Source organism: Pseudomonas arabinosi (assembly GCF_047758675.1).
Lineage (GTDB): Bacteria > Pseudomonadota > Gammaproteobacteria > Pseudomonadales > Pseudomonadaceae > Aquipseudomonas > Aquipseudomonas arabinosi.
The window spans coordinates 1,139,178-1,158,452 of sequence record NZ_CP180480.1; the positions used below are offsets into that span (position 1 = coordinate 1,139,178).

Annotated in this window: 19 protein-coding genes; 10 read left to right on the top strand and 9 right to left on the bottom strand. The window is 60.0% G+C overall.

The annotated features are described in order from the left end of the window. Positions 1 to 9: 9 nt before the first annotated feature. The 8 genes from rodA to ACMXYJ_RS05235 all read left to right on the top strand — a co-directional run bounded on the left by rodA (position 10) and on the right by ACMXYJ_RS05235 (position 7,643). The gene (gene rodA / locus ACMXYJ_RS05200) at positions 10 to 1,113 is read left to right on the top strand and encodes a rod shape-determining protein RodA (RefSeq protein ID WP_046048707.1); all 1,104 of its coding nucleotides are present in this window, start codon (positions 10 to 12) and stop codon (positions 1,111 to 1,113) included. A 17-nt stretch (positions 1,114 to 1,130) separates the two neighbouring features. Continuing rightward, positions 1,131 to 2,141 carry a lytic murein transglycosylase B gene (gene mltB / locus ACMXYJ_RS05205; protein WP_149628091.1) on the top strand — a complete coding sequence of 337 codons (1,011 nt, stop codon included), beginning with the start codon at positions 1,131 to 1,133 and terminating at the stop codon, positions 2,139 to 2,141. Then, entirely contained in the window at positions 2,141 to 3,151 is a 1,011-nt protein-coding gene (locus tag ACMXYJ_RS05210) for a septal ring lytic transglycosylase RlpA family protein (RefSeq protein ID WP_415759002.1), read from the top strand. Before mltB ends, ACMXYJ_RS05210 begins: the two co-directional genes overlap by 1 nt. Positions 3,152 to 3,333: 182 nt before the next feature. Continuing rightward, on the top strand, positions 3,334 to 4,491 hold the full coding sequence (locus ACMXYJ_RS05215) for a D-alanyl-D-alanine carboxypeptidase family protein (RefSeq protein ID WP_008152825.1): 1,158 nt from the start codon (positions 3,334 to 3,336) through the stop codon (positions 4,489 to 4,491). Positions 4,492 to 4,571: 80 nt separating this feature from the next. Beyond that, entirely contained in the window at positions 4,572 to 4,847 is a 276-nt protein-coding gene (locus ACMXYJ_RS05220) for a DUF493 domain-containing protein (protein WP_415759003.1), read from the top strand. Then, complete coding sequence (lipB, locus tag ACMXYJ_RS05225) at positions 4,847 to 5,494, top strand: lipoyl(octanoyl) transferase LipB (RefSeq protein WP_415759004.1); 648 nt, start codon at positions 4,847 to 4,849, stop codon at positions 5,492 to 5,494. The genes ACMXYJ_RS05220 and lipB overlap by 1 nt, the downstream gene beginning before the upstream one ends. Before the next feature lies 1 nt (position 5,495). Further along, on the top strand, positions 5,496 to 6,518 hold the full coding sequence (gene lipA / locus ACMXYJ_RS05230; RefSeq protein WP_008152832.1) for a lipoyl synthase: 1,023 nt from the start codon (positions 5,496 to 5,498) through the stop codon (positions 6,516 to 6,518). Positions 6,519 to 6,692: 174 nt separating this feature from the next. Continuing rightward, positions 6,693 to 7,643: a S66 peptidase family protein gene (locus ACMXYJ_RS05235; protein WP_415759005.1), complete on the top strand. Its 951-nt coding sequence runs from the start codon at positions 6,693 to 6,695 to the stop codon at positions 7,641 to 7,643. Positions 7,644 to 7,777: 134 nt separating this feature from the next. Here ACMXYJ_RS05235 and ACMXYJ_RS05240 read toward each other — a convergent pair whose 3' ends face one another. From ACMXYJ_RS05240 to leuS, 5 genes are all read right to left on the bottom strand, one after another. Next, positions 7,778 to 9,100: a lytic murein transglycosylase gene (locus ACMXYJ_RS05240; RefSeq protein WP_415759006.1), complete on the bottom strand. Its 1,323-nt coding sequence runs from the start codon at positions 9,098 to 9,100 to the stop codon at positions 7,778 to 7,780. Positions 9,101 to 9,162: 62 nt separating this feature from the next. After that, positions 9,163 to 9,327 carry an alternative ribosome rescue factor ArfA gene (gene arfA / locus ACMXYJ_RS05245; protein WP_008152840.1) on the bottom strand — a complete coding sequence of 55 codons (165 nt, stop codon included), beginning with the start codon at positions 9,325 to 9,327 and terminating at the stop codon, positions 9,163 to 9,165. Between the two features lie 139 nt (positions 9,328 to 9,466). Further along, positions 9,467 to 10,504, bottom strand: coding sequence for a DNA polymerase III subunit delta (gene holA / locus ACMXYJ_RS05250; RefSeq protein WP_415759007.1), 1,038 nt, complete (start codon positions 10,502 to 10,504; stop codon positions 9,467 to 9,469). Between the two features lie 39 nt (positions 10,505 to 10,543). Beyond that, the gene (gene lptE / locus ACMXYJ_RS05255) at positions 10,544 to 11,149 is read right to left on the bottom strand and encodes an LPS assembly lipoprotein LptE (RefSeq protein WP_415759008.1); all 606 of its coding nucleotides are present in this window, start codon (positions 11,147 to 11,149) and stop codon (positions 10,544 to 10,546) included. A gap of 88 nt (positions 11,150 to 11,237) precedes the next feature. Continuing rightward, the gene (gene leuS / locus ACMXYJ_RS05260) at positions 11,238 to 13,844 is read right to left on the bottom strand and encodes a leucine--tRNA ligase (protein WP_415759009.1); all 2,607 of its coding nucleotides are present in this window, start codon (positions 13,842 to 13,844) and stop codon (positions 11,238 to 11,240) included. Positions 13,845 to 14,123: 279 nt separating this feature from the next. On the opposite strand from leuS, the gene ACMXYJ_RS05265 reads away from it, so the two are divergent. Both ACMXYJ_RS05265 and ACMXYJ_RS05270 read left to right on the top strand, forming a co-directional pair. Further along, positions 14,124 to 14,444 (top strand): hypothetical protein, encoded by a 321-nt coding sequence (locus ACMXYJ_RS05265; RefSeq protein WP_415759010.1) that lies wholly within the window; start codon positions 14,124 to 14,126, stop codon positions 14,442 to 14,444. A gap of 108 nt (positions 14,445 to 14,552) precedes the next feature. Then, positions 14,553 to 15,314 (top strand): YdcF family protein, encoded by a 762-nt coding sequence (locus tag ACMXYJ_RS05270; protein WP_415759011.1) that lies wholly within the window; start codon positions 14,553 to 14,555, stop codon positions 15,312 to 15,314. 53 nt (positions 15,315 to 15,367) lie between these two features. On the opposite strand, the gene lnt is transcribed toward ACMXYJ_RS05270, so the two are convergent. Genes lnt through ACMXYJ_RS05290 form a run of 4 tightly spaced genes read right to left on the bottom strand, consistent with a single transcriptional unit; the run spans position 15,368 to position 19,254 of the window. Beyond that, entirely contained in the window at positions 15,368 to 16,891 is a 1,524-nt protein-coding gene (gene lnt, locus ACMXYJ_RS05275) for an apolipoprotein N-acyltransferase (protein ID WP_415759012.1), read from the bottom strand. Positions 16,892 to 16,905: 14 nt separating this feature from the next. Continuing rightward, positions 16,906 to 17,745, bottom strand: a complete 840-nt coding sequence (locus ACMXYJ_RS05280) for an HlyC/CorC family transporter (RefSeq protein WP_008152854.1) — start codon at positions 17,743 to 17,745, stop codon at positions 16,906 to 16,908. A gap of 5 nt (positions 17,746 to 17,750) precedes the next feature. Then, positions 17,751 to 18,245, bottom strand: a complete 495-nt coding sequence (ybeY, locus tag ACMXYJ_RS05285; protein ID WP_056744586.1) for an rRNA maturation RNase YbeY — start codon at positions 18,243 to 18,245, stop codon at positions 17,751 to 17,753. After that, positions 18,238 to 19,254 (bottom strand): PhoH family protein, encoded by a 1,017-nt coding sequence (locus ACMXYJ_RS05290; protein ID WP_415759013.1) that lies wholly within the window; start codon positions 19,252 to 19,254, stop codon positions 18,238 to 18,240. Before ACMXYJ_RS05290 ends, ybeY begins: the two co-directional genes overlap by 8 nt. Positions 19,255 to 19,275 lie beyond the last annotated feature (21 nt).

Genomic DNA, 19,275 nt, shown 5'->3' on the forward strand with positions numbered 1-19,275 from the left:
GAGGATGTGATGCGTCGCCGCGCGACGCTGTTGCAACGCATGCACATTGACGGCCCGTTGCTGATCCTGCTGCTGACCCTCGCCGCCGGCAGCCTGTTCGTGCTGTATTCAGCCAGCGGCAAAAGCTGGGATCTGCTGGCCAAGCAAGCCACTTCGTTCGGCATCGGCCTGGTGTCGATGATCGTTATCGCCCAATTCGAGCCGCGCTTCATGGCCCGCTGGGTGCCGGTCGGTTATGTGGTCGGCGTGCTGTTGCTGGTCGTGGTGGACGTCATGGGCCACAACGCCATGGGCGCCACGCGCTGGATCAACATTCCCGGGGTGATCCGCTTCCAGCCCTCGGAATTCATGAAGATCCTGATGCCGGCGACCATCGCCTGGTATCTGTCCAAGCGCACCTTGCCGCCGCAGCTCAAGCATGTGGGCGTCAGTCTGTTTCTGATCGGCTTGCCGTTCATCCTGATCGTGCGTCAGCCCGACCTCGGCACTTCGCTGCTGATCCTTGCCGGTGGCGCGTTCGTTCTGTTCATGGGCGGCCTGCGCTGGCGCTGGATTCTCAGCGTGATTGCCGCGGCTGTGCCGGTGGCGGTCGGCATGTGGTACTTCATCATGCACGACTACCAGAAGCAGCGAATCCTGACCTTCCTCGACCCTGAAAGCGATCCGCTGGGCACTGGCTGGAACATCATTCAATCAAAAGCCGCCATCGGTTCCGGCGGTGTGTTCGGCAAGGGCTGGTTGCTCGGCACCCAGTCGCACCTGGACTTCCTGCCGGAAAGCCACACCGACTTCATTATTGCGGTCATGGGCGAAGAATTCGGTCTGGTGGGTATCTGCGCACTGCTGCTGATTTACCTGCTGTTGATCGGCCGCGGACTGGTGATTACCGCCCAGGCCCAGACATTGTTCGGAAAATTGCTCGCGGGCAGCCTGACCATGACGTTTTTTGTTTACGTTTTCGTCAACATCGGTATGGTCAGTGGCCTGTTGCCGGTTGTGGGGGTGCCGTTGCCGTTCATTAGCTACGGAGGAACTTCGCTGGTGACGCTACTGTCAGCGTTTGGGGTTTTGATGTCGATCCATACCCATCGTAAGTGGATCGCTCAGGTTTGAATAAGGTGAAGATTTCAATGCAAGTAATGCGTGGCTGGGCGACTCGATATGCGCCATGGGTCGGCCTGGTAAGCATCCTTGGCACAGCGCAGGAAGCGTTGGCCGGCGATTACGAAGGCTCACCGCAGGTGGCTGAATTCGTCGGTGAAATGACCCGCGACTACGGTTTTGCCGGTGAACAACTGATGAGCGTGTTCCGCGAAGCCGAGCGCAAGCAGTCGATTCTGGACGCGATCTCGAAACCGGCCGAGCGGGTCAAGCAGTGGAACGAATATCGCCCGATGTTCATCACCGACGCGCGCATCGCCCGCGGTGTCGACTTCTGGCGTCAGCACGAAGCGGTACTGGCCCGTGCCGAGCAGGAATACGGCGTGCCGGCGCAGGTTATTGTTTCGATCATCGGCGTTGAGACCTTTTTTGGCCGCAATACCGGCAATTTTCGGGTGATCGATGCCTTGTCGACCCTGGGTTTCGACTATCCTCCTCGTGCCGAGTTTTTCCGCAAGGAATTGCGTGAGTTCCTGTTGCTGGCGCGGGAAGAGCAGGTCGATCCACTGACCCTCAAAGGCTCCTATGCCGGCGCCATGGGGTTGCCGCAGTTCATGCCGAGCAGCTTTCGTGCTTATGCGGTGGACTTTGACGGTGACGGCCACATTAATATCTGGACCAATCCGGACGATGCCATTGGCAGCGTCGCCAGTTATTTCAAGCGTCACGGCTGGGTCGCCGGCGAACCGGTGGTCAGCCGCGCCGATGTGCGTGGCGATCAGGTGGACGAAGGTTTGACCACGGGCATCGAACCGACTAAAACCGTCGGGGAGTTGCGGGCGCTGGGGTGGTCAAGTCATGATGCGCTGCGCGATGATATGCCGGTCACGGCTTTCCGCCTGGAAGGTGACAATGGCCCCGAATACTGGATGGGCCTGACGAATTTTTACGCAATCACGCGTTATAACCGCAGCGTGATGTACGCCATGGCCGTACATCAACTGTCTGAACAGCTGGTCCAAGCACGGGGCGTCAAGTAATGCGGGCATTGCCTATGAATAAACCCCTGAAGCTGATGGCATTCGCCGCGTTGGCAGTGCTGGTCGCCAGTTGTTCGACCAGCCGTGCGCCGGCCCAGAAGTCTTCCACCGCCGTGCGCGCAGCGCCGGGGCTGGACATCAATCGGGCTCACAAGGATGGCGCGCCATGGTGGGATGTTGACGTTTCGCGCATCCCGGACGCCACGCCTACCCTGCATTCCGGCCCGTACAAGGCCAGCCCGTACTCGGTACTGGGCAAAACCTACTTTCCGTTACAAGAATCCAAGACGTATGTCGCTTCGGGCACTGCGTCCTGGTATGGCACCAAGTTCCACGGTCAGAACACCGCCAATGGCGAGGTTTACGACCTGTACGGCATGAGTGCTGCTCACAAGACCTTGCCGCTACCAAGTTACGTTCGGGTGACCAACCTGGACAACAACAAGAGCGTAGTCCTGCGAGTCAACGACCGCGGGCCGTTCTACTCGGACCGAATTATCGACTTGTCTTACGCGGCCGCCAAGAAGCTCGGCTATGCCGAAACCGGTACTGCGCGGGTCAAGGTCGAAGGCATCGACCCGCAGCAATGGTGGGCAGCCAAAGGCCGTCCGGCGCCTTTGATGCTTAACGAGCCGCAAGTCGCGCAAAATAGCGCCCCGACGATTACGGCTTCGGCCGGCACCGTCGAACAATGGACGCCACCGCCGCAGCAGCACGCCGCGGCCGTTGTGCCCTCGCCGATCGATGCAAAAAAAAACGCTTCTGTACCAGCCTCTGGCCAGTATCTGCAGGTGGGCGCGTTCGCCAACCCGGACGCTGCAGAACTCCTGAGATCGAAGCTCAGCGGGATGGTGAGCGCTCCGGTGTTCATCAGCTCGATCGTGCGCAATCAACAGACGCTGCATCGGGTGCGCCTGGGGCCGATCGGCTCGCCGGGTGAAATCCAGCAAGTGCAGAACAGTGTGCGTCTGGCCAATCTCGGTTCGCCGAGCCTGGTCACTGCCGAGTAATACGTAGTACTTGATTGACGGTTCGCTTGCGGTTTGGGGGGCGAACCGGGTTGTTGGCTCGTTAAAGAACAAAAGCCCGGCAAGGGTTACAGAGTGAGCAACTGAACACGCGATGACCCGTTAGAAGGTCATCTGATTAGTTTTGCCTTCGGGCAGTTTCCATTAGCGATTTCGAGAGACGGATGAACATCACCACCTTTGCCAAACGCCTGTGCCTGCTAGTCCCGCTGCTCCTCTCGCCTGCCGCTTTCGCGGTCGAGATGATGCCGTCGCCACCGCAACTGGCCGCCAAAGCCTATGTACTCATGGACGCCAGCAGCGGCAACGTGCTGGTGGAGAACAACGGTGACCAGCGTCTGCCTCCGGCCAGCCTGACCAAGCTGATGACCGCGTACATCGCGACCCTGGAAATCCGTCGTGGCCAGATCGGCGAAAACGATCCGGTGACCGTCAGCGAAAACGCCTGGCGTACCGGCGGTTCGCGGATGTTCATCAAGGTCGGCTCGCAAGTCACTGTCAGCGACCTGCTGCACGGCATCATCATTCAGTCGGGTAACGACGCCAGCGTTGCGCTCTCCGAGCACATCGCCGGCAGCGAAGACGCCTTCGCTGACATGATGAACAAAACCGTGGCCGATCTGGGCATGACCAACAGCCACTTCATGAACCCGACCGGTCTGCCGAACCCTGAGCACTACTCGTCGGCTCACGACATGGCGGTGCTGGCTCGCGCGATCATCCACGAAGACCCGGCTCACTACGCGATCTACTCGCAGAAAGAGTTCTTCTGGAACGGCATCAAGCAACCTAACCGTAACCTGCTGCTGTGGCGCGACAAGACGGTCGACGGCCTGAAAACCGGCCACACCGACGAAGCCGGCTATTGCATGGTGTCTTCGGCTGTACGTGACGGCATGCGCCTGATCGCCGTGGTATTCGGCACCAACAGCGAAGTGGCTCGCGCCTCTGAAACCCAGAAGCTGCTGACTTACGGCTTCCGTTTCTTCGAAACCCAGACGTTCTATCAGAAAGGCGCCGAGCTGGCTCAGGCTCCTGTCTGGAAAGGCACCACCAATCAAGTCAAGGCCGGCCTGGCTGAAGACCTGACCATGACCTTGCCAAAAGGCCAGCTGAAAAAGCTCGCCGCCAGCATGACCATGAACCCGCAACTGATTGCACCAATCGCCAAGGGCGACGTAATCGGTAAAGTCGAAGTGAAGCTGGACGACAAAGTCGTGCATAGCGCTGATCTGATCGCTCTGGACGCGGTCGACGAGGGTGGTATCTTCCGTCGCATGTGGGATAGCATCCGTCTATTCTTCTACGGCTTGTTCAACTGAATTAGTGTGGACTTGCATGGCCCTGTTCCAATCCGGAACGGGGCCATGTCCGTTGCCACGGCTTACGAGGCCGTTACGCCATGACAGACACCGAAGTAAAGGCGCCAAAAATCGAATTTCCCTGCGCGGATTACCCTATCAAGGTGATCGGCGACACCGGCGTGGGTTTCAAGGCCAAGATCATCGCAATCCTTGAAAAACACGCGACCGTTGACCACGAGACCCTGGCCGAGCGCCAGAGTACCAACGGCAAGTACACGACCATCCAGTTGCACATCATCGCCACCGGTCAAGAACAGCTGTACGACATCAACAGCGAGTTGCGGGCTACCGGTTTCGTGCACATGGTGCTGTGATGTCCGGCACGCTGGGCTTTCGCGAGCTCGGCCAGATGGCTTACGAGCCGGTCTGGCATGCCATGCAACGCTTCACCAACGAGCGCGGCAGCGATGCCGCGGACGAGATCTGGCTGGTCGAGCATCCACCGGTGTTCACCCAGGGGCAGGCCGGCAAGGCCGAGCACGTGTTGCTCCCGGGGGATATTCCGGTGGTAAAGGTTGATCGCGGTGGTCAGGTGACTTATCACGGTCCCGGCCAATTGGTGGCCTACCTGTTGCTCGATGTGCGCAAGCTGGGTTTCGGCGTGCGTGACCTGGTCAGCCGCATGGAACAATGCCTGATCGAGTTGCTGGCCAGCTACGGCATCACTGCCGTGGCCAAGCCGGATGCGCCGGGTGTCTACGTCAATGGGGCGAAAATCGCTTCTCTGGGTCTGCGGATCCGCCACGGTTGCTCCTTTCATGGCCTGGCCCTGAATGTGGACATGAACCTGGAACCGTTTCGACGGATTAATCCCTGCGGCTACGCCGGGCTGGCGATGACCCAGCTGAGCGATCACGCAGGATCGATTGAATTTGCCGAGGTAAGTGCCCGGCTGCGCGCGCAGCTCGTCAAACACCTCGACTATGCTGAGCAGACGACCCTAACGGGCGGAATCGACTGATATGACTACTGATGCAGTGCAAACCATGATCCCGACGCTGGATGTCACCGAGCGTCCGGCCCCGCGTGCCAAGGTTGAAGCCGGCGTCAAGCTGCGCGGCGCCGAGAAGGTTGCACGTATCCCGGTGAAGATCATTCCGACCACCGAACTGCCGAAGAAACCTGACTGGATTCGCGTGCGTATCCCGGTTTCCCCGGAAGTCGACCGTATCAAGGCCCTGCTGCGCAAACACAAGCTGCACAGCGTTTGCGAAGAAGCATCCTGCCCGAACCTGGGCGAGTGCTTCTCCGGCGGCACCGCGACCTTCATGATCATGGGTGACATCTGCACCCGTCGCTGCCCGTTCTGCGACGTTGGCCACGGTCGTCCGAAGCCACTGGACACCAACGAGCCGGAAAGCCTGGCCATCGCCATCGCCGACCTGAAACTCAAGTATGTAGTGATCACCTCGGTTGACCGCGACGACCTGCGTGACGGCGGTGCACAGCACTTTGCCGACTGCATCCGCGAGATCCGCAAGCTGTCGCCGAACGTGCAGCTCGAAACCCTGGTCCCGGACTACCGTGGCCGTATGGACGTCGCGCTGGAAATCACCGCTGCCGAGCCACCGGATGTGTTCAACCACAACCTGGAAACCGTGCCGCGCCTGTACAAGGCTGCGCGTCCGGGTTCGGATTACCAGTGGTCGCTGACCCTGCTGCAACGCTTCAAGCAGATGATGCCGCACATTCCGACCAAGTCCGGCCTGATGCTGGGTTTGGGCGAGACCGACGAAGAAGTGATCGAAGTCATGAAGCGCATGCGCGAACACGACATCGACATGCTGACCCTGGGCCAGTACCTGCAACCGTCCCGCAGCCACTTGCCGGTCCAGCGCTTTGTGCATCCGGACGTGTTCGCCTGGTTCGCCGAGGAAGGTTACAAGATGGGCTTCAAGAACGTCGCTTCCGGCCCGCTGGTACGTTCCTCGTACCACGCCGACGAGCAGGCGAAACTGGTTAAAGCCGAGCTGATGTCGTCCTGATCGGCTGCAAGACATGAAAACGCCCGCAAGGCATTGCGCCTTGCGGGCGTTTTTTTGCCTTGCCCACGGCAATCAGCGCTTTTTCCTGCAACCTGCGGGGCGACTGACCCTCTTCTGTTTGTCCCCGTTCCTGACTACTGTGTGCTTGACGCTTTCACGCAGGGAGATTCATGGATGACCGTTCGACCGACTCACACCCTTTGTCCTCACGCACCCGTTCCAGCCTTGCCGTCGCAAGGGCTGATTGGCGTCATCGCGCCCGCCGGTCCCGCAGTGCTGGACACCGATAAAGCCATCGCCTGGATGCGCGCTCGCGGATATTCACTGCGGGTTTTCCCTGGCGTGTACGAGAAAGATGATTATCTAGCCGGCAGTGATGATGTACGGCTCAATGACCTGCACGCGGCGTTTGCCGACAGTGAAGTCGACGCCATCATCTGCATGCGTGGGGGGTACGGTACGCCGCGGTTGCTCGATCGCATCGACTTTGAATTGCTGCGCAACAATGCCAAGCCGTTCATCGGCTACAGCGACATCACCGCGCTGCATTTGGCGATCAGCCGTTATGCGGGCTTCGTGACCTTTCATGGCCCGATGCTCAACGCCGACCTGCTGGGTGACAAGCAAAAACCTACCGAGCCTTCGTTCTTCAACATGCTCAGAGGACAGCTGAAGGCCGGTAGCGTGTTGACGCACCCGGTGGCCTACCCGTTGACCACAATTGAGCCTGGTATCGCTCACGGGCGTTTGCTGGGGGGCAATCTGTCGCTGATCGCCGCGACCACGGGTACGCCGTATGAGTTGGATGCCGAGGGCGTCATCCTGTTCATCGAGGACATCAACGAACCGTTGTATCGAATCGACCGGCTGCTGACCCATCTGCGCCTTGCTGGCACGCTGCACAAGCTGCGCGGGGTTCTGGTGGGGGATGTGGCGGGGGTTGAAACGGTTGCGTTGGAGCGCTTGCTCAAGCAGACCTTTGCACCGTTGCGGATACCGGTATTGGCAGGGTGGCGCAGCGGGCATTGCGACCCGAACCTGACATTGCCGATGGGCGCGCTGGTCAGATTGGATGCGGGGAACAAGGAATTGGTGTTGGAGCAGGATGTGGTTGTCAGGCGCTAGAGTGTGGTCGCCTGTTAGTCAGTCATCGTCGGAACGCCGCCCGGAGCAAGCTCGCTCCCACATTTGATCTTCAGTGAACTCACTATTTGTGTTCGACAGGGATCAGTGTGGGAGCGAGCCTGCTCGCGATGCTTTTAGCGGTTACGCAGGCCTTCCAGCAACTTGTGCGTCGGATACCCATCCGCCGGCCAGCCAAACGACTGTTGGGCACTGCGGATCGCCTTGCGGGTGTTGGCACCGATAATGCCATCAGCGTTGCCCGCGTCGTAATTCTGCGCGCTCAACAGACTTTGCAGTTCGATCCGCTCGGTACGGCTCAGCGGCAAATCATCTTTGGGCCATGTGCCGTTGATCAGGCCGCCGCCGTTGAAACGCTCGGACAACAAGCTAACGGCCAAGGCGTAGGACGACGAGTTGTTGTACTTGAGGATCGCGCGGAAGTTGTCGAGGACCAGGAACGCCGGGCCACGGTAACCGGCCGGCAGCAGCAGGGCGGCTGACAGGTGTTCGGAGCCTGGCGGGACCTGGCCGCCATTGGGCAGGGTGACGCCCAGTTGCAGCCATTCGGCGACGCTCTTGCGAATCGTGCCATCGGCCAGGACGTAGTTGAAACTGCCCGGTAGCTGCACTTCAAAGCCCCACGGCTGACCTTTCTGCCAGCCTGAGCTTTGCAGGTAGTGCGCCGTCGAGGCCAGCGCGTCGGCCGGGCTGCCCCAGATATCGCGGCGACCATCGCCATCAAAGTCCACGGCGTGGGTATTGTAGGTGGTCGGGATGAACTGGGTCTGGCCCATGGCACCCGCCCAGGAACCGAGCATTTTCTCAGGCTCGATATCACCCTGTTGCAGGATCTGCAGGGCGGCGATCAGTTGCGCGTGGGCAAAACCGGGGCGCCGGCCCTCATAGGCCAGGGTCGCCAGGGAGTTGATCACTGACTTGTTGCCCTGGAACTGCCCGAAGTTACTTTCCATCCCCCACACCGAGACCAGTGCCTGACGATCGACGCCATAGCGCTGCTCGATGCTTTGCAGGATGTCGGCATATTGGCTGACCAGCGCCTCGCCTTTGCGTACCCGCAGCGGCGAAAGGGCGCCGTCGAGGTATTCCCACACAGGGCGGGAAAATTCCGGCTGGCTGCGATCGGCACGGATCACGCTGGTATCGAGACTGACATTGGCGAAGGCGCGGTCGAACAGATCGGCGCGGATACCGGCGGCCAGAGCGTCCTTGCGGAAACCTGCCTGCCATTCGGCGAAGGTCTGGGTGGGCTGGATATCGAGATTTTCACCGGTCGGAACCACGGGCGGAATGACCGCAGGGGCTGTCGCGACGGGGAGGGTCTGAAGCGGCTTGGCGTCGGCGGCGGTCGGTTTTTCCGCGCAGGCGACTAGCAAAACGAGGCTGGAGGCAGCTATCAGTTGGCGCAGGGGCCAACGACGGGAAATACAAAGGGGCATGCACGGGTCCAGGGAGTACGAATCAGGTGCAGACCTTAACATGTTGAGCGAGCGCTTGCCTTTCAGGCCGCCAGAAAGTAAGAAGCCTCCCAGCTATTAGACTGGAAGGCTTCGCGGCGGTAGCTGCCTTTGCCCTTGCCGGCGGGTTCCTGACGGCTGCGGAACAGAGGCTGGGCGATGATGGATTTGGCCTTGTTGGGGCCATTTTTGGATGGCTTTTTGCTCATGATAATTTCTCGCAAGTGAGTGGGTTTTGCGGGGCAAATCATCGGCCGAAGTCAGGGATCTGTCTATAGGACAAATGCAGGTTGTTTTTGTAGGAAGCAGGATCAAAAGATCGTCCGAACGCGGCCCGATCTTTTGATCTTATTCAGCGGGCAACGACAATCTCTGACCGGCCATCAACAGCGTCAACCGACTAAGGCTCATCCACGGTGAACCGGCCGCCTGGCCTTTGATCTGCGCGTCGATGCGCTGCGCTTCCAACAACAACTGCGCCCAGCGTTGCGCCGAGTAGCGTTGCAGGGCTTTGCTCATCAGCGGTTTGCGTTTGTCCCAGACCGGCGGTCGGGCAGAGCTGAAGGCTTTGTCCAGCGGCACACCCTGGCTGTACTGCAGCGACAGGTTGGCCAGCAGACGCAGCTCCCGGGCCAGCGCCCAGAGAATCACTGGCGGTTCGACACCTTCACCGCGCAGCCCTTCGAGCATGCGCAGGGCATGAGCCGCTTCGCCGTTGAGAATCGCATCGGTCAGGCCGAAAACATCGAAGCGCGCACTGTCAGCGACAGCCGCCTGTACGGTTTCAACGGTGATCTGACCACCTTCGGCCATCAGCTTGAGCTTTTCGATTTCCTGGGCGGCAGCCAGCAGGTTGCCTTCGACCCGTGCGGCGATCAGTTCGACGGCGTCCTGGCTGGCGGAAAGCCCGGCCTGGGACAACCGTTGACGGATCCAGCTTGGCAATTGGTTGGCATCCACCGGCCAAATTTGCACGAACTGAGTGTGCTGGCCTTCGACCAGCGCCTTGCCCCACTTGGTTTTCTGCGCACTGCCATCCAGCTTGGGCAGGCTGATCAGCAGTATCGTGTCTTCGGCCGGTCGCGAGCAGTACTCGATAAACGCGGCAGCGCCTTTGTCACCGGGTTTGCCGGACGGCAAACGCAGTTCCAGCAGGCGCTTTTCGGCGAACAGCGACATGCTCGCGCCGGCTTGCAGCAACGTTCCCCAGTCGAAACTGGCGTCGGCGGCGAAGACCTGGCGTTCGTCGAATCCCTGTTGGCGGGCGGCGGCACGAATGGCGTCGGCGGCTTCCTGACACAGCAATGGGTCATCGCCACTGATGATGTAGACCGGCGCGAGGGCACCTTGCAGGTGTTTGGCGAGTTGGGCGGGGGCGAGTTTCATAGGAGAGGGCGAACGGGGCGCCTGAGCGCCCCGTAAGTCTTACTGCTGCGGCAGTTCGATTGGCGACTGGCGCGGGGTTTGCGCTTCAGCCTTCTGCGCCGCTTCCAGTGCATCGGCTTCAGCCTTGGCTCTGGCTTCGGCGGTCTGTTGCAGCTGATCCAGCTGAGTCGGCGTGATCTGTTGCAGGCGCAGCATCATCCGTTGAACCAGTTCACGACGGGTTTCCTTGCGGGCGTCGTTGCCTTCCTGGTCGGAACCCACCAGGTTGTTGCCGTCGTGGATAAAGATTTTTTGCACTTCGAGTTTGTCGCTCAGCAGCGTCAGGTTTTTCTCGCCACGGATGTCGTAGTTCAGCACCGTGTTCACCTGATACTCGCCAGTACGACCGGCACCTGCGTAGCTGAGGATGCGCTGGCTTTCCTGTTCATCGGTCAGCACCAGCTTGTAAGGTGCGCCGCTGTAGACCTTGACGCCGCTGCTCTCCAGCACCTGACGCAGTTGCGTCACGACTTCGCCGTAGGCGTTACGGGCACTCAGGTCGAGTTCCTTGATCGCCAGTTCAGTAGTGCCGGTGCCGCGCAGCTGGAAACCGCAGGCGCTCAACAGGACCGCAAGGCCCATCACCAGCAAATTGCGTTTGATCATCTTGTTGCTCCCCTTGAAACCATGTGGGCCGATCTTGCGGCCCGAAAGGTTTTACTCGGCGCCAGGCATGACCTGGCGCCTGATCCAATTAGCTGGCGACGATATTGACCAGTTTCCCGGGCACTACGATCACTTTACGAATGGTCAGACCGTCGACAAATCGCAGCACGTTCTCGTTGGCCCGTGCGGCGGCTTCGACTTCTTCGCGGCTGGCGCTGGCGGGCATTTCGATGTGGCCGCGCAGCTTGCCGTTGACCTGGATGACCAGTTGCAGGCTGTCTTGCACCAGAGCGTTCTCGTCCAGCACCGGCCAAGCGGCGTCGATCACCGGATCGGCGTGACCCAGGCGATGCCACAGCTCGTGGCTGATATGCGGAGTGATTGGTGCCAGCAACAGGACCACGGTTTCCAGGCCTTCGTGAACCAGCGCGCGATCCTGTTCGGTGCCTTGCGGGGCTTTTTCCAGCACGTTCATCAGCGTCATCACCTGGGCGATGGCGGTGTTGAATTTGTGGTTCTGGCCGACGTCGTGGCTGGCCTGCTTGATGGCCTGGTGGATCGAACGGCGAATGACTTTCTGTTCGTCATTCAGGCCGGCGACGTCCAGTTTGCCCGGCAGGCCCTGAGTGACGTGGGCTTGAGCCAGGCGCCAGACGCGCTTGAGGAAGCGGTGCGAACCTTCCACACCGGAGTCGGACCATTCCGCGCTCATGTCGGGTGGCGAGGCGAACATCATGAACAGGCGGCAGGTGTCTGCGCCGAACTGGTCAATCATCGACTGTGGGTCAACGCCGTTGTTCTTCGACTTGGCCATCTTCTCGGTGCCACCGATTTCCACCGGCAGGCCGTCTGCGATCAGCTTGGCGCTAACGACTTTGGCTTTGCTGTCGCGTTCGAGTTCGACGTCCGCCGGGTTGAACCAGGTGTAGGCACCGTTGGCTTCGCGACGATAGTAAGTCTCGGCGATCACCATGCCTTGGGTCAGCAGGTTCTTGAACGGCTCGTTGGAGCTCACCAGGCCTTCATCGCGCATCAGCTTGTGGAAGAAGCGCGCGTAGAGCAGGTGAAGAATGGCGTGTTCGATACCGCCGATGTACTGATCAACCGGCAACCAATGGTCGGCCGCCGATTTTTCCACCAGGCCGCCTTCATAGTGCGGCGAGGCGTAACGGGCGTAGTACCACGAGGACTCGACAAAGGTGTCCATGGTGTCGGTTTCACGCTTGGCCGGTGCGCCGCATTTCGGGCAGCTGCACTCGTAGAACTCGGGCATGCGCGCCAGTGGCGAGCCCGCGCCATCCGGTACGACGTCTTCCGGCAATATGACTGGCAACTGATCTTCCGGGACCGGCACATCACCGCAGGTGTTGCAGTGGATGATCGGGATCGGGCAGCCCCAGTAGCGCTGGCGGCTGATGCCCCAGTCGCGCAGGCGGAACTGGGTGCGAGAGGCGCCAAGGTTCTTCTTGATCAGCGCGACTTCGATGGCGTCGAAAGCGCCCGCGAAGTCGAGGCCGTCGAACTCGCCGGAATTGATCAGCGTGCCGTATTCGTTGTAAGCGTCCTGCCACGGAGTCGGCGTTTCGTCGCCGGCGCTGGTGCGCACGACAGGTTTGACTGGCAGGCTGTATTTGGTGGCGAACTCGAAATCACGTTCGTCATGCGCCGGAACAGCCATTACCGCGCCGTCGCCGTAGTGCATCAGCACGTAGTTGGCGACCCACACCGGGAGTTTCTCACCGGTCAGCGGGTGTTCGACGAACAGCGAAGTGCGCAGGCCTTTTTTCTCTTGGGTGGCGACATCGGCTTCGGCGACGCTGCCGCCCTTGCATTCAGCGATGAACGCTTGCAGCTCAGGGTTGTTCTGCGCGGCCAGCGTCGCCAGAGGGTGTTCGGCGGCTACGGCAACGTAGGTCGCGCCCATCAGGGTGTCCGGACGGGTGGTGAACACTTTCAGGGCACCGGCTTCGCCGATGGAAGCGACGTCATACGGAAACTGCACTTCCATGCCGCGGGATTTGCCGATCCAGTTGCGCTGCATGGTTTTGACCTGTTCAGGCCAGCCAGTCAGTTCGTCGAGGCTCTCCAACAGCTCATCCGCGTAGGCGGTGATCTTGAAGTAGTACATCGGGATTTCGCGCTTTTCGATCAGCGCGCCGGAACGCCAGCCGCGACCGTCGATCACCTGCTCGTTGGCCAGGACGGTCTGGTCGACCGGGTCCCAGTTCACGGTGCCGCTTTTTTTGTAGATCACGCCTTTTTCGAACAGGCGAGTGAACAGCCATTGTTCCCAGCGGTAGTAATCAGGCTTGCAGGTGGTGACTTCGCGGGACCAGTCCACCGCGAGGCCCAGGCTGCGCAGCTGGGTTTTCATGTAGGCGATGTTTTCGTAGGTCCACTTGGCGGGCGCTACGTTGTTCTTCATCGCGGCGTTTTCCGCCGGCATGCCGAAGGCGTCCCAACCCATGGGTTGCAGGACGTTCTTGCCTTGCATGCGCTGGTAGCGGGAGATCACGTCGCCGATGGTGTAGTTGCGCACGTGCCCCATGTGTAGCTTGCCGCTGGGGTAAGGGAACATCGACAGGCAGTAGAAAGTCTCCTTGCCTGGCTGTTCACTGACTTCAAAGGACTTTTGCTCGTCCCAGAACGACTGGGCGGCGGCTTCGATTTCACGGGGCTGATATTGTTCGTGCATGGCTACTTTTGAACTGAATAGGGGTGGCCTAATCCTCTTCAATGCAACGCTGGACGGTGATCACGCCAAATCGGCGTTTCGGTGCCCAGACGAGCTGGAAGTGGAGTTACAGGAAGCGCCGTAGCATACATGACCGCACTCTACCGAGGGAAACCCTGATTACTGCTGCGGGTCGCCCAAAAATCGCTGCGAGGGCCGTTGGTCGCAGCATTCAGCCGGTTTGTTCATGGAAGCTAAGCTCTAAATGGGGAGTGAGTCTTATCTTCAATGAGGTGATGGATGGTTGAGTCACGGCAAAAAGTTACAAAACCGGAGCTGTACGAAAGATTGATCGATCGTCTGGGAATAGCCCTGGACGCGGCTAAAACCGCTGGCCGGTTACGCGATGAGCGTCCGCTGGAACTGGAATTGCGTGGCTTGAGCCCCGCAGAGTTTGCACTGGTCAAGGCGTATCTCGATCGCAGTGAACGTGAGACACACGGATGCTTGTCAGAAGCAGTGAAGCAACTCGACGCACCACGTTCGGCCAAGATCATCTGGCTCAAGGACAAGGTTACCGGCAGGGACGCAGTAAAGGTCCGGTCTTTGCAATTCAAGTAAGGACACTGGAAGCAATGTCTGATGTATTTGTGAAGCATAGTCCTTTCGTATTTGTTGTCGCATTGCGTCAACCCACTTAGGCTTCGGGCATCTTTTTGGAGATGCTCGATGCCTTTTCGATATTTCGTTAAACAACTCCTGTTGCCACCCGGCATTCTTTTGCTGTTGTTGGTGCTTGCCTGGTGGTTGCGTCGCTCAAGACCGCGCCTTGCCGGGTTGTGCTTTGCATTGGGCGTGGGCGGCTTCTGGCTGATGAGCTTGCCGGTGGTGGTGCAGTGGGGCGCCAAGGCGCTGGAGCGTGAAGCGCCGCTGGCTCGCGATGAGTGGGCAACGCTGAGTCAGCGCGCCGATGCGATCGTGGTGCTCGGTTCGGGGCGTGAGCGGGGCGACCTGGCATGGGGCGCTGACCAGCCAACGGGCGTGGGCCTGGAACGCGAACGCTATGCGGCGCGGCTGGCCAAGGCCTCCGGTTTGCCGATTCTGACCAGCGGAGGCCTGCATTACGGCACCCCGCCGACCGAAGCGAAGTTGATGACGGACTCGTTGCGCGATGATTTCGGCGTGACGGTGCGTTGGCAGGAAGGGCGCAGCCGCACGACCAGGGAGAACGCGCAGTTCAGCGCCGAGGTGTTGTTGCCGGAAGGGGTCAAACGCGTGGTCGTCGTGACTCAGGCCTGGCACATGCCACGAGCGGTCTGGAGTTTCAAAAAAGCAGGTTTTGAAGTGGTGCCAGCGCCGGTGGGGTTTTTAGGCGTGGACAACGCCCGGCCACTGGGTGGCTGGATGCCGGAGTTCAAGTCGATCTGGCAGAGCGGGCAGTTGTTGAATGAGGCGGTGGGGCAGGTGGGGTATTCACTGTTTTACCGCTGATTTACTGTTGATCGTTCCCACGCAGAGCGTGGGAACGATCAACAAAAGCTGACTTAAACGGTCTTGGCCATCCGGCTCGCCACCAACGCCCAACCAAACAACAACACGCAAACAATGATCAGCGGCCACGAACGCCATTGCAGATAGGGCGTCAGGTTGTGCATCGGCACCACTTCACCGTACAAAATACCGCGCTCGAACTGCGGGATCTGCACGGTGATCTGGCCGAACGGGTTAATCAAACCGGTCACGCCGTTGTTGGTGGCGCGGATCATCCAGCGACCGGCCTCCAGTGCGCGCATCTGTGCCATTTGCAAGTGTTGCAGCGGGCCGATGGACGTACCAAACCAGGTGTCATTGCTGATGGTCAGCAGCAGATCGCTACGCGCCGCAAGGCTGGCGGCGAATTCGGGGTAAACCACTTCGTAGCAGATGAATGGCGCAATCTGATAACCCTTGGCCTGCAGCATCGGCTGATCGGCCGGGCCGCGGGCAAAGTCCGACATCGGAAGGTCAAAGAAGGCGATCAGCCCGCGCAGCACGTCCTGTAACGGAACATATTCGCCAAACGGCACCAGCTTCTGTTTGAGGTAAGTGCCATCGCCTTCGCCCACGACGGTGATGCCGTTGTAGAAACGCTTCTGGTGATGGACTTCCTCGCGAATCGGCACGCCGGTAATCAGCGCGGATTTACGCTCTGCAGCGAAGCTTCCCATCATGTTCAGGTAGCCCTCGGCGGACTCCTTGAGCACCGGAACGGCCGTTTCCGGCCAGATCAGCAAGTCGACCGGTTTCGAACTGAAGCTCATGTCGCGGTACAGCGCCAACTGCGAGTTGAGCTGTGCCGGGTCCCACTTCATGCTCTGTTCGATGTTGCCCTGAATCGCCGCGACACTCAGCGGAGCTCCCGCCGGGGTTGTCCAGGCGTGTTCCTTGAGTGCCATGCCGGCCACCCAAGGGCCGACCAGCAGCAACACACCCGCGGCGATGAAACCTTTGCGGCCGGTGCGCACCAGACGCAAAGCGTTATAGATCAGCGCAGCCGTCAGGGCCAGGGTGAAGGAGATCAGCCACATCCCGCCGAGTGGCGCGAGCCCGGACAACGGGCCGTCGAGCTGGCTGTAGCCGGAGTAAAGCCAGGGAAATCCGGTCAGGAACCAGCCGCGAAAGGCTTCCTGACCGACCCACAATGCCGCGAACGCCAGGGCGTCGGCCAACGGTGCTTCGTTACGGCGCAGCCAGCGCGCCCAGATCCAGGCGGGCAGGGCGAAGAACCAGGCAATCGCCGCCGTGAAGATCAGCATCAGGAAACCGGCCAATAGCACCGACGCGCCGCCGAAGTGGTGAATGCTGTAGTAGATCCAACTGGTGCCAGCACCAAACAGGCCGAAACCGAAACACCACCCACGGCCCAAGGCCTGGCGGGGGCTCAGTTCACGCAAGCCGGCATAGAAGAAACCGACCGCCAGCAACGCCAACGGCCAGATATCGAACGGCGCCAGGGCCAGGGTGGTGAGTGCACCGGCCACCACGGCCAGCAGGTTACCGGGCCAGCCGGGGCGGGTCAGACGATGCATTTCAATCCTTAGAGTTACCGGGCAATGGGTGTCAGGCGCAGCAGGTGAATCCGACGGCTGTCGGCGTTCAGGATGCGGAAGCGATAAGGGCCGATTTCAGTGATTTCGTTGCGTTTTGGCAGGTGCCCGAACGCGCTCATCACCAGACCGCCGACAGTGTCGAATTCGTCATCGGAGAATTGGCTGTCGAAGAACTCGTTGAAGTTCTCGATCGGCGTCAGGGCCTTGATCAGGAAATCACCGCTGGGCAGCGGCTTGATGTAGCTGTCTTCTTCGACGTCGTGCTCGTCTTCGATGTCGCCGACGATCTGTTCCAGCACGTCTTCGATGGTCACCAGGCCCGCCACACCGCCGTATTCGTCAATGACGATGGCCATGTGGTTATGGTTGGCGCGGAACTCGCGCAGCAGCACATTCAGACGCTTGGACTCAGGCACGAAAGTGGCCGGGCGCAGCAGGTCCTTGATGTTGAAGCTGTCGCCGTTCTCCTTGAGGATCAACGGCAGCAAGTCCTTGGCCAGCAACACGCCCATCACGTCATCGTGGCTTTCGCCGATCACCGGGTAGCGGGAGTGGGCCGAGTCGACCACGGCAGGCAGGAACTCGCGGGGTGTCTGGGTCGCCTTGATGCTGATCATCTGCGAGCGCGGGACCATGATGTCCCGTACTTGCAGGTCGGCAACCTGGATAGCGCCTTCGACGATGGCCAGCGCTTCGCTGTCCAGCAACTTGTTTTGGTGTGCATCGCGCAGCAGCTCCAGCAGCTCCTGGCGGTTCTTCGGCTCGTGGGCAAACGCCTGGGTGAGTTTACCCAGCCATGACTTTTGCCCGTTGCTCGATCGATCTTCGCTCATAGCGATTACTCTGAATCCTTTGTTGTAACGATAGGGGATGTGTCTGTTTCGTCGTCCGCATACGGGTCGGGATAGCCCAACTCTGCAAGCAACGTTCGTTCCAGTGCTTCCATTTCTTCGGCTTCGTCGTCATCTATATGGTCGTAACCAAGCAGATGCAAGCAGCCGTGAATGACCAGATGAGCCCAATGGGCCTTGAGTGCCTTGCCTTGTTCAGCGGCTTCGCGCTCGACCACCGCCACACAGATCACCAGATCGCCCAGTAGCGGGATATCCAGAAATTCGTCGGGAACGTCTGCTGGGAACGACAGAACGTTAGTGGCGTAATCCTTTTGCCGCCAGGTGTGATTGAGTTCACGACCTTCGGCTTCGTCGACCAGGCGAATGGTCATCTCGGAGTCAGCGGTGCGCTGGCGCAGCGCCAGTTCGCACCATTGGCGGAACTCGGCTTCGCTTGGGGCAGGCGCGTCGGTAGCCAGTTGCAGATCAAGCTCAAGCATCGTGGCGGTTGTCCTTGGACGAGAACTTCGCCGGTTCGTCGGCCACGCGATTCTCGAAGCGCTCGTAGGCTTCGACGATGCGCTGCACCAGTGGATGGCGCACGACGTCTTTGGGCATGAAATGGGTGAAGCTGATTCCCGGTACGTCCTTGAGCACTTCGATCACATGGTGCAGCCCGGACTTGGTGCCTTTCGGCAGGTCGACCTGGGTGATGTCACCGGTGATAACCGCCGTGGAGCCAAAGCCGATCCGGGTCAGGAACATTTTCATCTGCTCGACGGTGGTGTTCTGGCTTTCGTCGAGGATGATGAAGCTGTTGTTCAAGGTGCGACCGCGCATGTAGGCCAGCGGTGCAACTTCGATCACCTGGCGCTCGATCAGTTTGGCGACATATTCGAAGCCGAGCATTTCGTAGAGTGCGTCGTAGAGCGGGCGCAGGTACGGGTCGATCTTCTGCGACAGGTCGCCGGGCAGGAAGCCGAGCTTTTCGCCCGCTTCAACCGCCGGTCGCACCAGCAGGATGCGGCGAATCTGTTCGCGTTCCAGCGCGTCGACCGCGCAGGCAACGGCCAGATAGGTCTTGCCGGTACCGGCCGGGCCGATGCCGAAGTTGATGTCGTTACCGAGGATTTCCTTCACGTAGCGCAACTGATTCAAGCCGCGAGGGCGAATCATGCCTTTTTTGGTGCGCAGGGCGACGGAAGGTTCGGAGGGGGAGACGTTGTCCAGCTCTTCGACGGCCGATTCCTGCAGGAACAGGTGAACCATGTCCGGCGACAGCTCGGTACCCTTGGTTTCCCGGTACAGGCGGCGCAGGAGGTTTTCCGCGGAGGTGGTGTGCTTGGGGTCGCCGATCAGTTCGAACTGGTCTCCGCGGTTGCGGATCTCGATATTCAGGCGCTGTTCGATCAAGCGCAGATGCTCGTCGAATTGCCCGCACAGATTGGCGAAGCGGCGAGCTTCAAAAGGCTCGAGGATAAAACGATGTGGTTCTATGGGTGCGTTCAAGGTCGTATTTAGCCGCCCTGG